14 protein-coding genes are annotated in these 15,431 nt (G+C 67.8%); 4 read left to right on the forward strand and 10 right to left on the reverse strand.

The genetic code is table 11. From position 1 onward, the window contains the following. The 4 genes from G3N98_RS33425 to G3N98_RS33440 form a co-directional block, all read right to left on the reverse strand. Positions 1-557, reverse strand: a 557-nt coding sequence (locus G3N98_RS33425; protein ID WP_206150564.1) for a PqiC family protein, incomplete at its 3' end; no start/stop codon positions are given. After that, a complete protein-coding gene (locus tag G3N98_RS33430; RefSeq protein ID WP_206150565.1) occupies positions 554-2,173 on the reverse strand; it encodes an MlaD family protein in 1,620 nt (539 codons plus the stop codon). The genes G3N98_RS33430 and G3N98_RS33425, both read right to left, overlap by 4 nt. Then, a complete protein-coding gene (locus tag G3N98_RS33435; protein WP_089472168.1) occupies positions 2,166-2,795 on the reverse strand; it encodes a paraquat-inducible protein A in 630 nt (209 codons plus the stop codon). The genes G3N98_RS33430 and G3N98_RS33435 overlap by 8 nt, the downstream gene beginning before the upstream one ends. Then, entirely contained in the window at positions 2,792-3,457 is a 666-nt protein-coding gene (locus G3N98_RS33440) for a paraquat-inducible protein A (protein ID WP_089472169.1), read from the reverse strand. The genes G3N98_RS33435 and G3N98_RS33440 overlap by 4 nt, the downstream gene beginning before the upstream one ends. A 258-nt stretch (positions 3,458-3,715) precedes the next feature. Here G3N98_RS33440 and G3N98_RS33445 point away from each other — a divergent pair, with 258 nt between their 5' ends. From G3N98_RS33445 to G3N98_RS33460, 4 genes are all read left to right on the forward strand, one after another. Then, positions 3,716-4,276 (forward strand): cytochrome b, encoded by a 561-nt coding sequence (locus G3N98_RS33445; RefSeq protein ID WP_089424528.1) that lies wholly within the window; start codon positions 3,716-3,718, stop codon positions 4,274-4,276. A gap of 8 nt (positions 4,277-4,284) precedes the next feature. Then, on the forward strand, positions 4,285-4,845 hold the full coding sequence (locus G3N98_RS33450) for a YceI family protein (RefSeq protein ID WP_089425844.1): 561 nt from the start codon (positions 4,285-4,287) through the stop codon (positions 4,843-4,845). A gap of 65 nt (positions 4,846-4,910) precedes the next feature. After that, positions 4,911-5,492, forward strand: a complete 582-nt coding sequence (locus G3N98_RS33455; protein ID WP_089424529.1) for a YceI family protein — start codon at positions 4,911-4,913, stop codon at positions 5,490-5,492. 186 nt (positions 5,493-5,678) lie between these two features. After that, complete coding sequence (locus G3N98_RS33460; protein WP_175238177.1) at positions 5,679-6,956, forward strand: MFS transporter; 1,278 nt, start codon at positions 5,679-5,681, stop codon at positions 6,954-6,956. A gap of 18 nt (positions 6,957-6,974) precedes the next feature. Here G3N98_RS33460 and G3N98_RS33465 read toward each other — a convergent pair whose 3' ends face one another. The 6 genes from G3N98_RS33465 to queA form a co-directional block, all read right to left on the reverse strand. Further along, entirely contained in the window at positions 6,975-8,621 is a 1,647-nt protein-coding gene (locus tag G3N98_RS33465) for a S41 family peptidase (protein ID WP_241026204.1), read from the reverse strand. A gap of 204 nt (positions 8,622-8,825) precedes the next feature. Beyond that, positions 8,826-9,776: a protein translocase subunit SecF gene (secF, locus tag G3N98_RS33470; protein ID WP_089424532.1), complete on the reverse strand. Its 951-nt coding sequence runs from the start codon at positions 9,774-9,776 to the stop codon at positions 8,826-8,828. A gap of 16 nt (positions 9,777-9,792) precedes the next feature. Next, complete coding sequence (secD, locus tag G3N98_RS33475) at positions 9,793-11,814, reverse strand: protein translocase subunit SecD (protein ID WP_089424533.1); 2,022 nt, start codon at positions 11,812-11,814, stop codon at positions 9,793-9,795. Between the two features lie 106 nt (positions 11,815-11,920). After that, positions 11,921-12,244: a preprotein translocase subunit YajC gene (gene yajC / locus G3N98_RS33480; RefSeq protein WP_006476868.1), complete on the reverse strand. Its 324-nt coding sequence runs from the start codon at positions 12,242-12,244 to the stop codon at positions 11,921-11,923. Between the two features lie 256 nt (positions 12,245-12,500). After that, entirely contained in the window at positions 12,501-13,700 is a 1,200-nt protein-coding gene (gene tgt, locus G3N98_RS33485) for a tRNA guanosine(34) transglycosylase Tgt (RefSeq protein WP_089424534.1), read from the reverse strand. A gap of 204 nt (positions 13,701-13,904) precedes the next feature. Continuing rightward, the gene (gene queA / locus G3N98_RS33490) at positions 13,905-14,972 is read right to left on the reverse strand and encodes a tRNA preQ1(34) S-adenosylmethionine ribosyltransferase-isomerase QueA (RefSeq protein ID WP_206150566.1); all 1,068 of its coding nucleotides are present in this window, start codon (positions 14,970-14,972) and stop codon (positions 13,905-13,907) included. Positions 14,973-15,431: the final 459 nt, after the last annotated feature.

Here is a 15,431-nt window from a genome sequence, read left to right on the forward strand (position 1 = left end):
TCCTCGAGCGCGCGCCGGTGGCCGGCGACGAGTGCGTCGTAACCGTCGGCGACCGGTTCCGCGACGCTCGTGCGGCAGGTCATCACGGCCTGCGTGGCGAGCGAGCGCACGCTCCACACGGCGTCGACCGCCGCGCGTTTGCCGGGCCACGACTCGAAGCGCTGCACGTTCACGCTGATCCGGTACACCGGCACGCCGGGCGGGGTCGCGGAGTTCGCGACGTCGATCGTGCCGAGCTGCGCGGCGAGATCGTCCGACAGCGCGCGGCGGATCTCGTCGGCGGGCGGCGACGCCCAGCGTTCCTGCTCGAGCACGTCGACCTGCGCGGCGTTCTTCTGCACGACCAGCTGGTTCTTCGCGACCTGTTCGGGCACGCCGACGGACGGCACCTCGATCAGGAACGCCGGGTTGGCCGGCGCGGTGCGCAGCGGCGCCGCGGCATCGGCCGGGCTGAGCGTGTAGAACCGCGCGGGCGGCGAGCTGCACGCGGCGAGCGCGAGGGCGGCGACAGCCGCCGCCGCGCCGCTCGCGAAACCGTTCACGCGTGTCGTCGTCATTGTTTATCTCCTGGCTTGCCCTTGAGCAGCGATTCGGGGTGGCGCTCCAGATAGTCGGCGAGCGCGTTCAGCGATTGCAGCGTGCGCGTGAGCTCCTTCAGCGCGCCGCGCACGTCGGACTGCAGCGGCGAATCCTGCTGCAGCGTCGCTTCGGCGGTCGAGAAGGTCTGCTTCGCGGCCGACAGCGTGTCGCGCGCTTCCGGCGCGACCTGCGTGTCGAGCTGCTTGAACAGCTTGTCGGCGTTCGACAGCGCGCTGTTCAGGTTCGCGCCGATCTGGTCGAACGGCACCTTGTCGAGCTTCTTCGCGATGTCGGCGACCTGCAGTTGCAGCTCGTCGAGCGTGTTCGGCACGGTCGGCAGCTCGAGCGGCTGGCGCGCCGTGTCGATCTTCACGGCCGGCGCCTTCGGGAAGAAGTCGAGTGCGACGTACAGCTGGCTCGTCAGCAGGTTGCCGGTGCGCAGCTGGCCGCGCAGCCCGTGCTGGACGAGCCGCTCGACGATCTCGCGGCGGGCCGGTTCGCCCTTGCTCTCGATCGTTTCGCGGAAGCGGCGGCCGAGGCGTTCCGGATACACGTTCATCGTCACCGGCATCAGGAAGTTCTTCGTCTTCGGATCGAAGTCGATGCCGATGTTCGTCACTTCGCCGAGCACGATGCCGCGGAAGTCGACCGTCGCGCCGACCGCGAGCCCGCGCAGCGACTGGTTGAAGTTCATCACGACCTGCAGCGGCTGGCCGTCCGGGTCGCGCATCGCGTCGCCCTCGTCGGACGCGAGGCGGAACGTCGTGTTGTTCGGCGCGGTCGCGCCGGAGCCCTGGTTCGGCGGCGTCTGGAACGCGATGCCGCCGAGGATCACCGTCGCGAGCGACTGCGTGTTCAGCTTCAGGCCGCTCGAGTCGAGCCGCAGGTCCACGCCGCTTGCCTGCCACCAGCGCGAATTCACGCCGACGTACTGGTTGTACGGCGCATTGACGAACACGTTGAACGTGACGCCGGTGCCGTCCTTGTCGAGCGAGAAGCCGACCACCTGGCCGACCTGCACGCGGCGGTAGTAGACCGGCGAGCCGATGTCCACAGAGCCGAGCGAATCGCCGCGCAGCACGTACTGCGTGCCTTTCTGGTCGCCCGTGACGGCGGGCGGTGACTCGAGTCCCGTGAAGTCGGTCAGCGTGTCCTCCGAGCGCCCGGCGTCGACGCCGATGTACGCGCCCGACAGCAGCGTGCCGAGCCCCGACACGCCGGTCGCGCCGACGCGCGGCCGCACGATCCAGAAGCGCGAGCCCTTGACCGCGAAATCCTCCGCTTCCTTCTTGAGCTGCACCTCGACGAGCACGCGCGACAGGTCCTTCGACAGCTTGATCGTCTTGACCATGCCGATCTCGACGTCCTTGTACTTGACCTGGGTCTTGCCGGGCTCGAGCCCTTCGGCGCTGTGGAAGCTGATCGTGATTTCCGGGCCGCGCTCGCGCACGGACTTGATCACGAGGCCGATGCCGATCAGCGCGGCGATCAGCGGCACGAGCCAGACGAGCGACGGCAGCCAGCCGCTTTTCGTCGAGATCGTCGGATCGGGCGGCCGGGGCGCGTCGTGCTGCGGGCCTTGTGGACTATTCATGGTGATTCCCTGAGGTTTCGACTGGATCCCAGATCAGGCGGGGATCGAACTGCATCGATGCGAGCATCGTCAGGATCACGACGGAACCGAACGCGAGCGCGCCGGGGCCGGCCGTGATGATGGCGAGCGAACGAAAATGGACGAGCGCGACGGTCAGCGTCACGACGAAGATGTCGAGCATCGACCAGCGGCCGATGCGTTCGACGATCCGGAACAGGCGCGTGCGCTGCAGCGGCCGCCAGGCGGCGCGGCGCTGCGCGCTGATCACGAGGATCAGCAGCACGCCGAGCTTGAGCATCGGCACGAGGATGCTCGCGACGAACACGACGACGGCGAGCGGCCAGTCGCCGGACGTCCAGAAATAGATGACGCCGCTCATGATCGTGTCTTCCTGCGAGCCGACGATCGACGCGGTGCGCATGATCGGCAGCAGGTTCGCGGGAATGTAGAGGATCGCGGCGGCGAGCAGCAGCGCCCACGTGCGCATCAGGCTGTTCGGCGTGCGGAAATGGAGCGCGCTGCCGCAGCGCGCGCAGTGTGCGTGCGGATGGTCGAGCGTCTGCACGAGGCCGCATGCGTGGCAGCTGGCGTAGCCCTCGCGGGCGGCGGTCGGGATCGTCATCGGCGGGGGGCTTCCGGCAGCGGGGCGGCATCGTCGGGCTGCCCGGGCGAGCGGCCGGCGCGCAGGTCGTCGGCGATGTCCCACAGCGTGCGCGGATCGAACATCAGCACGACGGCGATCATCAGCGTGAGCGCGGCGAACGCGAACAGTGCGGCCTCGGGAACGACTCTTGCGAGACTCACCATCTTCACGATCGTGACGAGGATGCCGAGCATGAACACCTCGATCATGCCCCACGGCCGCACGAGCTCGATCGCGCGCAGCACCAGGTTGAAGCCGGGCGGGACGACGCCGCGCCGGATCGGCAGCAGCAGGTACAGCAGCGCGGCCATCTCGACGAGCGGGAACAGCACGGTCGAGCAGAACACCATCACGCCGACGATCGCCATGTCCTGGTGCCACAGCGAATCGATCGCGCCGATCAGCGTGGTCTGCACGCGGTTGCCGTTCACGTCCATTTCGAGAATCGGGAACGCCTGCGCGATCGTGAACGTGATCAGCGCCGCGAGCGCGAGCGCGCAGATCCGCTCGATCTGCGTGGTGCTGTTGCGATAGAGCAGCGCATCGCAGCGCGGGCAGCGCGCGATTTCACGTCCGCTCAGGCGCGGTTTGTGCAACAGTGCGTCGCACTCGTGGCAGGCAATCAGGTCGTTTCGTTGCATGGAAAAGGCAGTGGTGCGACGGCTGGGGAGACGCGTCGACGGGGCCGGAACCCGCGCCAATCTTACCAAAAGGCCTTTTTCGGCGTGTCAACGATCGCCAGTTCAGTGACCGATCGGTAACATGACAGGAAGCTGTCAGCCGGCTGGCGGGCCTGTCTTCAGAGTCCGCGCGCGTCAAAAGGTTGCGGTAGCATGGCGCCCTTGACAAGCGTCGGACGAATTTCCGGCGCGGCCGTTCGCTGAACTGAGGAATCCAAGATGGCATCGAAATCGCTGCCGGCCAGGCCGGTACGCTATACGCAGACGGCGATCGCGCTGCACTGGCTGATCGCGCTGCTGATCGTCTGCGCGTTCGCGCTGGGCTGGGTGATGACCGACATCCCCGGCTTCACGCCGACCAAGCTGAAGTACTTCTCGTGGCACAAGTGGATCGGCGTGACGGTATTCGCGCTGGCCGTCGCGCGCGTGCTGTGGCGTGCGACCCATGTGCCGCCGGCGCTGCCGGGCGGCACGCCCGCGTGGCAGCGTGCGGCGTCGCACGGCGTGCACATCCTGCTGTACCTGCTGATGATCGTGATTCCGGTGACGGGCTACCTGTACAGCTCGGCGTCGAACATCCCGGTCGTCTATCTCGGCATCGTGCCGCTGCCGCGGCTGATCGACCCCGATCCGGTGCTGAAGGAAACCTTCAAGACGCTTCACGTGTCATTGAATTACATTCTGCTTGCGCTCGTTTCGCTGCACGTGGTCGCGGCGCTCAAGCACCAGTTGTTGGACCGCGACGGCCTGCTGTCGCGGATGCTTCCCTTTGCCAAATGAAGGATCCCATGAAAGTGTCTTTCTCCCGCTCCATGCTGACCGCGTTCGCCGCGGCGTCACTTGTCGCGTCGGGCGCGGCGCTCGCCGATGTCGATCTCGCGAAGAGCAAGGTGTCCGCCGTGTCGAAGCAGATGAACGTGCCGACCGAAGGCGCGTTCAAGAAGTTTTCCGCGCAGGTGAAGTTCGACCCGGCGAAAGCCGCGCAGGGCAGCGCCCAGATGACGATCGACGTCGCGAGCTATGACCTCGGCGACAAGATGTACAACGACCAGGTCGCCGGCAAGGACTGGTTCGACGCGAAGGCGTATCCGCAGGCCACGTTCGTGTCGTCGGCGATCGCGCCGGCGGGCGGCAACAAGTACAACGTGACCGGCAAGCTGACGATCAAGGGCAAGTCCGAGAACGTCACGGTGCCCGTCACGGTCACGCAGAGCGGCGCGACGCAGACTTTCGACGGCGTGCTGCCGATCAAGCGCTCGGCGTTCAACGTCGGCACCGGCGAGTGGAAGGACACGTCGGTCGTCGCGGACGAAGTGCAGATCAAGTTCCATCTCGTCGCCACCAAGTAAGCGGCGCACTGTCGCCTCACCCGAATGCCGCGCGAGGGCGCGGCGCCGTTCCAAGGAGAAAAGGTTTGAAAAAGCAACTGATCATCGCCGCAGGCGCGCTGGCAGCGTCGCTGTCGTTCTCGGCATTCGCCGAAAGCGTCACGTACCAGTTCGACCCGAGCCACACGTACCCGAGCTTCGAGGCTGACCACATGGGCGGCCTGTCGGTCTGGCGCGGCAAGTTCGACAAGTCGAGCGGCTCCGTGACGCTCGACCGCGCGGCGAAGACGGGGACGGTCGACGTGACGACCGACATCGCGTCGATCCACACCGGCAGCACGAAGCTCGACGAGCATCTGCAGACGGCCGAGTTCTTCGACGTCGCCAAGTTCCCGCAGGCGAACTACAAGGGCGCGATCAAGTTCGACGGCGACAAGCCGGTGTCGGTGGTCGGCAACCTGACGCTGCATGGCGTCACGAAGCCGGTGACGCTGAAGATCGATTCGTTCAAGTGCATGCCGCACCCGATGCTCAAGCGTGAAGTGTGCGGTGTCGACGCCGTCGGCGAATTCGACCGCAGCGATTTCGGCCTCGACTACGGCAAGCAGTACGGCTTCAAGATGAAGACGAAGCTGCTGATCACGGCCGAAGCGCTCAAGCAGCAGTAAGCCCGCCGGCCGGGCCGGCCTTCGCGCCGGCCCGTCGCGAGCCCGCCGCCGCGTTCCCGTCAGGGGGGCGCGGCGGTTTTTATTTGCGCGCCTATAATCGCCCGAGCGCCGTATCCGGCGCCGGGCAGGCCGACGGCGCGCGAGCGGCCGCCTCGAACAGAACGTACAACGACAAGGAGATCGCCGATGCATGCCGTCACGCAGTCCCGTTCCATTGCCTCGTCGCCGCGCGTGTGGCGCGCGGTGGTCGCCGCGTCGATCGGCAATGCGCTCGAGTGGTTCGATCTCGTCGTCTACGGCTTCTTCGCGGTGACGATCTCGAAGCTGTTCTTCCCGGCTGGCAACGACACCGTGTCGCTGCTGCTCACGCTCGGCACGTTCGGCGTGTCGTTCTTCATGCGCCCGCTCGGCGCGATCGTGCTCGGCGCGTATGCCGACCGCGCGGGCCGCAAGGCCGCGCTCACGCTGTCGATCCTGCTGATGATGGGCGGCACGCTGATCATCGCGGTGCTGCCGACCTACGAGACGATCGGCGTCGCGGCGCCGGTGATCCTCGTCGCCGCGCGGCTGATGCAGGGTTTCTCGGCCGGCGGCGAGTTCGGCAGCGCGACCGCGTTCCTCGCCGAGCACGTGCCGGGCCGGCGCGGCTTCTTCGCGAGCTGGCAGGTCGCGAGCCAGGGGCTCACGACGCTGCTCGCCGCCGGCTTCGGCACCGTGCTGAACGCGCAGCTCACGGCCGCGCAGATGGCGTCGTGGGGCTGGCGCGTGCCGTTCTTCTTCGGCCTGCTGCTCGGGCCGGTCGCGTACTACATCCGCACGAAGGTCGACGAGACCCCCGAATTCCTCGCGTCGGAAGGCACCGCGAACCCGCTGCGCGATACGTTCGCGTCGCACAAGGCGCGTCTCGTGGCCGCGATGGGCGTGGTCGTGCTCGGCACGGTCGCGACCTATCTCGTGCTGTTCATGCCGACCTACGGCGTGAAGCAGCTCGGCCTCGCGCCGTCGGCCGCGTTCGCGGCGATCCTGGTGGTCGGCGTGATCCAGATGGCGTTCGCGCCGCTCGTCGGCCACTGGTCGGACACCTACGGCCGCGTGCGCGTGATGATCGCGCCGGCCATCGGCATCCTCGTGCTGATCTATCCGGCGTTCGCGTACCTGGTCGCGCATCCGGGCTTCGGCACGCTGATCGCGCTGCAGGTGCTGCTCGCGTTCCTGATGACGGGCTACTTCGCGGCGCTGCCGGGTTTGCTGTCGGAAGTGTTTCCGGTGCAGACGCGCACGACCGGGATGTCGCTCGCGTATAACGTCGCGGTGACGATCTTCGGCGGCTTCGGGCCGTTCATCATCGCGTGGCTGATCAAGGCGACCGGAATGAAGACCGCGCCGAGCTTCTACCTGATGTTCGCGGCCGTGCTGAGCCTCGTGGCGCTGGTCGTGCTGCGCAAGCGGTTCGGGTTCCGGTAACGGGACGGGCGGCGAGCGTCAGTTGCCGGCGCGCTCGCACACGGGTTGGGCGGGCATCAACTGCGGCCTGGCTTCGACGGTTCGCACCGGGCGCCCGGCGAGCGCCGCCAGCGCCTGACCGAGCTGCCAGTCGGTGGCCGTGCCGAACTCGCGCTGCGGCAGCGCCGCGCCCTTCGCCGTATCGATCTTCGCGAGCGCACGCTGCTCGCGCAGCTTCTGCCGTTCCTTGCGCACCTTCGCGAACGGATCGGGCGCCAGCCGGTCCGCATACGGCGCGCGGGCGAGATCGGCTTCCCGGTACCACAGCAGCACGCCGTCGACGTCCGAGTCGCGGCGCGGCGGCACGAGCCAGTCCGGCACGACGCCATAGCCGTCCATCGGGCAGCCGTTCGGCCGCAGGTTGCGCGCGTACGTGAAATTCAGGCGCGTGCCGTCGATCAGGTCGACGCCCGTCTGCGCAAGCCCTTTCCCATAGGTCGGCATGCCGAGCAGCTTCGCGCGGCCGAGATCCTGCAGCGCCGCCGCGGTCGCTTCGGCGGCCGACGCGCTCTGTCCGTCGACGAGCACGACGAGCGGCACGGTGCGCCACCAGTCGTCCGCCTGCAGCGGCGCGAGCGGATCCTGGCCGTGCATGACCGGCAATGCGTAGTCGGGCCAGTTGGTCGTGTAGCGGCGGCGGTTGGCGTCGCCGCGCTCGACCGTCACCATCGCGGTGCGGTCGCGGCCCGCGAACAGCGCGGTGATGCCGATCGCCGCATTGAGCGCGCCGCCGCCGTTGATGCGCAGGTCGAGGATCACGCCTCTCACCGGCGGCCCCGTGCGGCGCGCGGCCTGCACCGCGTCGACGTAGTCGCCGACCGCAGGTTCGGGGAAGCTCGACAGCCGCGTGTACAGGATGTCGCCGTCGAGCCGCTTCGCGGTCGCCGGATGGGGCTTGAGGATCGTCCGCACGGGCGCGACGCTCAGCACCGCGTGCGACGGGCCGCGCTGGATCGTGAGCTTCAGCGGCACGCCCGCGTCGCCCTTGGCGAGTCTGGTCAGGTCGGCGGGGTCGATGCCGACGACGCTCGTATCGTTCATCGCGACGACGAGATCGTCGGGGTGCACGCCGGCCTTTTCCGCGGGCGCGTCGGGAATCACGTCGACGATGTGCAGCCCGTCGGGCCGCGTCTCGAACACGATGCCGATGCCGGGCGTGCCGTCGCGCGCGCGACGTTCGTCGTCGCGCCGCTCCTGCTCCTCCTTCGCGTCGAAGAAACGCGCGTACGGCAGCGTCTTGATCCCCGCGTGGGTCGTTGCGTCGAGCAGTGCGCCGATGTCGATGTCGGTCAGGTGCTGCCGCTTCAGGACTTCCACCGCCGCCTTGAGCTCGCAGATCTGCGGCTCCCAGTCGGGCGGGCAGGGCGAGGGCGGTTGGGTGGGGGCGGGCGAAGCGGCTGCGGGCGCCGAAGCGGCAGAAGCGGCAGAAGCGGCAGAAGCGGCAGAAGCGGCAGAAGCGGCAGAAGCGGCAGAAGCGGCAGAAGCGGCAGAAGCGGCAGAAGCGGCAGAAGCGGGCGGGGCGGACGCCGGCTGTTGCGCACCGACGGATGACGCGCACGGCAGGAGCGCGGCCGTGACGGCGGCGCAAGCGGCAAGGCGAAGCACGACACGCGTGGGAGGCATCATCGGGACCGCACGTTTGAACGGAGGGCGAAGGCGCTGTCCCGCTGACGCACGGCCGGCGGGCGGCGCGGCGGGACGGTCACGATTGTAGCCGACACGCGTGACCGGGCAGGGCGAGCGGGCGGCGCGATGCGCGGCGGTGGCGCGGGCATGAAAAAGCCGGCCCAACCGGGCCGGCTTTTCGTCTGTGCCGAAGCAGCGTGGCGCTTAAACCTGCGCGCCTGCGTTCGGATCGTCCGGATCGTGCGCGGACTTCTTTTCCTTGATCAGGTCTTCGCGCTTGATGCCGAGCCACATCGCGAGCGAGCCCGCGACGAACACCGACGAGTAGATGCCGAACATGATGCCGACCGTCAGCGCGAGTGCGAAGTAGTGCAGCGTCGGGCCGCCGAAGAAGAACATCGACAGCACCATCATTTCGGTCGACGTGTGCGTGATGATCGTACGCGACATCGTGGTCGTGATCGCGTGGTTGATCACTTCCTGCACGCTCATCTTGCGTTCGCGGCGGAACGTTTCGCGGATCCGGTCGAAGATGACGACCGACTCGTTGACCGAGTAGCCGAGCACCGCGAGGATCGCCGCGAGCACCGCCAGCGAGAACTCCCACTGGAAGAACGCGAAGAAGCCGAGAATGATCACGATGTCGTGCAGGTTGGCGATGATGCCGGCCACCGCGTATTTCCACTCGAAGCGGAACGACAGGTAGATCACGATGCCGATCACGACGCACGCGAGCGCGAGCAGGCCGTCGGTCGCGAGTTCCCGGCCGACCTGCGGGCCGACGAACTCGACGCGCTGCAGCGTGACGTCCGGGTTCTGCGCCTTCAGCGCGCCCATCACCTGGTCGCTCTGCTGCGCGGACGTGAGGCCTTCCTTCAGCTGCAGGCGGATCAGCACGTTGCGCGACGTGCCGAAGTTCTGCACCTGCGCGTCGGCGTAGCCGAGCTTGCCGAGCGTCGCGCGCACCGGTTCGAGCTCAGCGGCCTGCTGGTACTGCACCTCGATCACCGTCCCGCCGGTGAATTCGACGGACAGGTGCAGCCCGCGGTGGAACAGGAAGAACACGGCGGCGAGGAACGTGACCAGCGAGATCACGTTGAACACCAGCGCGTGCCGCATGAACGGAATGTCTTTACGGATGCGGAAAAATTCCATGGTCTTCTCCGGGGCCTTATTGGGTCGAGCCCGGTTTCTTCGGCGACACGCCCTGCTGCGCGCGGTTGCGCAGCTGCGGCTTGCCGGCGCGCGGCGCGTTGCCCTTCGCGGGGGCGGCGAGCTTCGCGGCGCGTGCGGTGTCGGTCGATTCGTCGGCGTCGGTGAACGACGCGGCGGCAGCGGCCCCTTCCGGCTTCCACACCTGGCCGATCGCGAGCGACTTCAGCTTCTTGCGGCCGCCGTACCAGAGGTTGACGATCCCGCGCGAGAAGAACACCGCGGAGAACATCGACGTCAGGATACCGAGGCAGTGCACGATCGCGAACGCGCGAACCGGGCCCGAGCCGAACGCGAGCAGCGCGAGGCCGGCGATCAGCGTCGTGACGTTCGAGTCGAGAATCGTCGCCCACGCATGCGCGTAGCCGGCCTGGATCGCGGTCTGCGGCGGCTGGCCGGCGCGCAGTTCTTCACGCACGCGCTCGTTGATCAGCACGTTCGCGTCGATCGCCATACCGAGCGCGAGCGCGATGGCGGCGATGCCGGGCAGCGTCAGCGTCGCCTGCATCAGCGACAGCACGGCGACGAGCAGCAGCAGGTTCACCGACAGGCCGATCACCGAGATCACGCCGAACAGCATGTAGTACGCGATCATGAACACGGCGATCGCGCAGAAGCCCCAGATCACCGAGTGGATGCCCATCTTGATGTTGTCGGCGCCGAGGCTCGGGCCGATCGTGCGTTCCTCGATGATGTCCATCGGCGCTGCGAGCGAACCGGCGCGCAGCAGCAGCGCGAGGTCGGCCGCGGCCTGCGGCGTCGGCTGGCCCGTGATCTGGAAGCGGTCGCCGAGTTCCGACTGGATCGTCGCGACCGTCAGCACTTCGCCCTTGCCCTTCTCGAACAGCACCATCGCCATCGGCTTGCCGATGTTCTCGCGCGAGACCGCGCGCACCGAGCGGCCACCCGCCGAATCGAGGCGGATGTTGACCGACGGACGCTGGTGATCGTCGAAGCCGGCCGATGCATCGATGATGCGGTCGCCCGTGAAGATCACGTCCTTCTTCAGCAGCACCGGCGCCTGGTTGCCCTGCGTGAACAGCTCTTCACCCGGCGGCACCGGGTCGTTCGGGTTCGGGTGCGTGTTGATCGGATCGGCGAGGCGCGCCTCGAGCGTCGCGGTGCGGCCGATGATGTCCTTCGCCTTCGCGGTGTCCTGCACGCCCGGCAGCTCGACGACGATGCGGTCGCTACCTTGCTGCTGCAGGATCGGCTCGGACACGCCGAGTTCGTTCACGCGGTTGTGGAGCGTCGTCAGGTTCTGCTTGAGCGCGGCGTCCTCGACGGACTTCTGCACGGCCGGCGTGAACGTGCCGACGACCTGCGTGCCGCCGCCGCCGGGCTGGGTCGCCCATTGCAGTTCGGTGATCGACAGCGCGAGCAGCTTGCGGGCGTCTTCCGCCGTCTGCGCATCGCTGAAGTTGACGACCACGGACTGGTCGACGCGGCTCACGCCGCCGTCGCGGATGTTCTTGTCGCGCAGCAGCGTGCGCGCGTCGGACGCGTCGGAATCGAGCTTCTTCGTGAGCGCGCCCGTCATGTCGACCTGGAGCAGGAAGTGGACGCCGCCACGCAGGTCGAGGCCGAGATACATCGGCAGCGCGTGCAGGGAGGTCAGCCAGCGCGGCGACGCGCTCTGCAGGTTCAGGGCGACGACGTACTGCGGATCGTTCGGGTCGGTGTTCAGCGACTTCTGCAGCAGGTCCTTGACGCGCAGCTGCGTATCGGTGTCCTTCAGGCGCACGCGGATGTTCGCGTTGGTCGCCGTGTTCTCGAAGGTGACGTCGTCCGGCGTGATCTGCGCGGAGGCGAGCGCCGATTCGACCTGGGTCAGCGTGGTCGAGTCGAGCTTGACCGTGGCCTTGCCGCTCGACACCTGCACCGCCGGCGATTCGCCGAAGAAGTTGGGCAATGTGTACAGAAGGCCGATGGCGAGCGCCACGACCATCACGACATATTTCCAGAGTGGATAACGATTCATGAGGGAGCCGAACGGGTGGTTGGCGTGAAAGCGTCGCGTCCGGCGCCGCGGCGGCCCGCTCTCTCAGGCGGGCACGGCGCGGGGAGCCGGACGCTCGGTGAAGGGCTTACAGCGACTTGATCGTGCCCTTCGGCAGAATGGTCGTGACCGCGGCCTTCTGCACGGTGATTTCGGTGCCTTCGGCGATTTCGACGCCGATGTAGCCTTCGGTGACCTTCGTCACCTTGCCCACGAGGCCGCCGCTCGTGACGACTTCGTCGCCCTTGGCCATGGCCGCGAGCATGTTGCGGTGCTCCTTCTGACGCTTCATCTGCGGACGGATCATGATGAAGTAGAGCACGGCAAACATCAGGATGAGCGGCAGGAAGCTCATCAGGCTCGATTCGGCGCCACCGGCACCTTGGGCGAACGCGTTGGAAATGAACGGCACGTTGGTCTCTCCGTAGGGGAAGATCGAAAAATAAGCCGGTTATTCTACCACCGGCCCCATGCGCAAACGGCTCGGCAAATGCGCTTTCGGATCAAGCTGTTAAAGCGTGAACCGGTACCGTTGCGACTTGTATGGAAAGGCAATTGTAATGTTTGTCGGTTCCGAGCGGCAGCTGGGACGCGCTTGTTTAGGACGAGTCCCAAAAGATTTTCGATCCGTTTAGTGCTTGTCTTATCAAGGGCGGCGCGACCGTCCGTCAGTCGACCCCTCTGGCGCGATCCTCCGCGAAGCGCTGGCGGAACGCGTCGAACGTATGGGTCTCGATCGCTTCGCGGATCTCGCTCATCAGCTGCAGGTAGTAGTGCAGGTTGTGGATCGTGTTGAGCTGGGCGCCGAGGATCTCGCCCACGCGGTGCAGGTGATGCAGGTAGCCGCGCGAGAAGTTCTGGCACGTGTAGCACGTGCAGCTCGCGTCGAGCGGCTTCAGCGAGTTCTTGTGCGTCGCGTTGCGGATCTTCACGTCGCCGAAGCGCGTGAACAGCCAGCCGTTGCGCGCGTTGCGGGTCGGCATCACGCAGTCGAACATGTCGACGCCGTTGGCGACGCCCTCGACCAGGTCCTCCGGCGTGCCCACGCCCATCAGGTAGTGCGGCTTGTTGGCCGGCAGCTTCGGGCCGACGTGGCGCAGCACGCGCATCATGTCTTCCTTCGGCTCGCCGACCGACAGCCCGCCGATCGCGAGGCCGTGGAAGCCGAGTTCCGCGAGGCCCGCGAGCGATTCGTCGCGCAGGTCCTCGAACATCCCGCCCTGGACGATCCCGAACAGCGCGTTCGGGTTGCCGAGCCGGTTGAACTCGTCGAGCGAGCGCTTCGCCCAGCGCAGCGACATGCGCATCGAGTCGGCCGCTTCCTTGTGCGTGGTCGGCACGCCGTTGGTCGCGTACGGCGTGCACTCGTCGAACTGCATCACGACGTCGGAGTTCAGCACCTTCTGGATCTGCATCGACACTTCCGGCGACAGGAACAGCTTGTCGCCGTTGATCGGCGACGCGAACGTCACGCCGTCCTCGGTGATCTTGCGCAGGTCGCCGAGCGAGAACACCTGGAAGCCGCCCGAGTCGGTCAGGATCGGCTTGTTCCAGCCCATGAAGGCGTGCAGGCCGCCGTGCGCGTCGATCGTGTCGAGGCCCGGGCGCAGCCACAGGTGGAACGTGTTGCCGAGGATGATCTGGGCCTTGATCTCGTGCAGCTCGCGCGGCTGGATCGCCTTCACGGTGCCGTACGTGCCGACCGGCATGAAGATCGGCGTCTCGACCACGCCGTGGTTGAGCTTCACGCGGCCGCGGCGCGCATGGCCGTCGGTCGTCAGCAGTTCGAATTCGAGCCCGTTCGCCGGGCGGTCCTGCACGGGGGCGTGCGTATCAGCGTGCGTATCGTGGGATGAACCTTCGGTCATCGCGTCATTCTCCTCGCCACCGGGCTGCTCTGCATGGGACCAGAGTAACCGCTAAAGCGCTAACTCTGGATCGCAAGTCCGGCGCATGTTGGAAACGCCGCCGGGAATCCGGCGGCGGGGAAAGCGGGTGCGTGCGAGCATCGCACGCACAACGTGAAAGCGGAACCTGGCCGTTCGGTACGGCGGCCGGCCTCCGTGCCGCGCTTACGCGCGCGCCGCCTCCGGCGTGTCGCGCCGCGTGAGCAGCATCGCATCGCCGTAGCTGAAGAAGCGGTAGCGCTCGTCGATCGCGTGCCGGTACGCGGCGCGGATCGTCTCCACGCCCGCGAACGCGGACACCAGCATCAGCAGCGTCGACTTCGGCAGGTGGAAGTTCGTGACGAGCCGGTCGACCACGCGGAAACGATAGCCGGGCGTGATGAAGATGTCGGTCTCGGCCTGCGTGGCCGCGAGCGGGCGGCCCGCTTCGTCGGCCGCGCGCGCCGCGGCTTCGAGCGCGCGCATCGACGTCGTGCCGACCGCGATCACGTTGCCGCCGCGCGCACGGGTCGCGGCGATCTTGTCGACGAGCGACTGCGGCAGGTCGTACCACTCGCTGTGCATCTTGTGCTCGGCGATGTTGTCGACGCGCACCGGCTGGAACGTGCCGGCGCCGACGTGCAGCGTCAGCGTCGCGCGCTCGACGCCCATCGCGTCGAGCCGGTCGAGCATCGGCTGGTCGAAGTGCAGCCCTGCCGTGGGCGCGGCGACCGCGCCCGGGTTGCTCGCGTAGACGGTCTGGTAGCGCGTCTCGTCGGTCGCGTCCGGATCGTGTTCGATATAGGGCGGCAGCGGCAGGCGGCCGTACTGCTCGATCAGGTCGAGGCACGGCGCGGGGAAGTTCAGCGTGAAGAACGGGTCGACGCGCTCGCCCACCGTCACGTCGAACGCATCGGCGAGCCGCAGCGTCGTGCCGGCGCCCGGCGACTTGCTCGCGCGGATCTGCGCGAGCGCCGTGTGCGTGCCGGTCACGCGCTCGATCAGCACCTCGATCTTGCCGCCGCTGGCCTTCTGGCCGAAGAAACGCGCCTTCAGCACCTTGGTATCGTTGAAGACGAGCAGGTCGCCGGCCGCGATGCACGACGGCAGCGCGGTGAAATGGCGGTCGACCAGGCGTGCGGGCGCGACGGTGCCGTCGACCTCGAGCAGGCGGCTCGCGGTGCGATCGGGCAGCGCGGTTTGTGCAATCAGCTCGGGAGGCAGATTGAAATCGAAATCGGAAAGCGTGAACATGCGGGCTGGTTCGAAGCGGCCGGCGGGCGTCGCCGGCGGGGCGGAAACGCGTAAATCGGGCGCGCGAGCCGCTATGATGGCGGGATGCGCGGCCTGGCCGGCGTCGTTCGTTCGGACGACGTGAAAGCCGCTATTGTACTTGCCTTGCGAAGCACCCAGACGATCCGATGCCTGTGTCACCACGCCGTTCCCCCGCTGCCGTTGCCGATTCCGCCGATCCGTTCGACGCGGAAGATGTCGCGCCGCCCGCGCAACGCGCGGGCGAGCGTGATTCCGCGGAGCGCGCCGCACCGCGCCGCGCCCCGCCGCCCCCCGCGACCCCACGACCCCCCACCCCCGCCCCCCCCCCCCCCCGACCCGCGCCCCCCCCACCCCCCCCCCCCCCCCCCCCCCCCCCCCCCCCCCCCCCCCCCCCCCCCCCCCCCCCCCCCCCCCCCCCCCCCCCCCCCCCCCCCCCCC

The sequence above is a fragment of the Burkholderia sp. Tr-20390 genome, from assembly GCF_017104595.1.
Classification (GTDB): domain Bacteria; phylum Pseudomonadota; class Gammaproteobacteria; order Burkholderiales; family Burkholderiaceae; genus Burkholderia.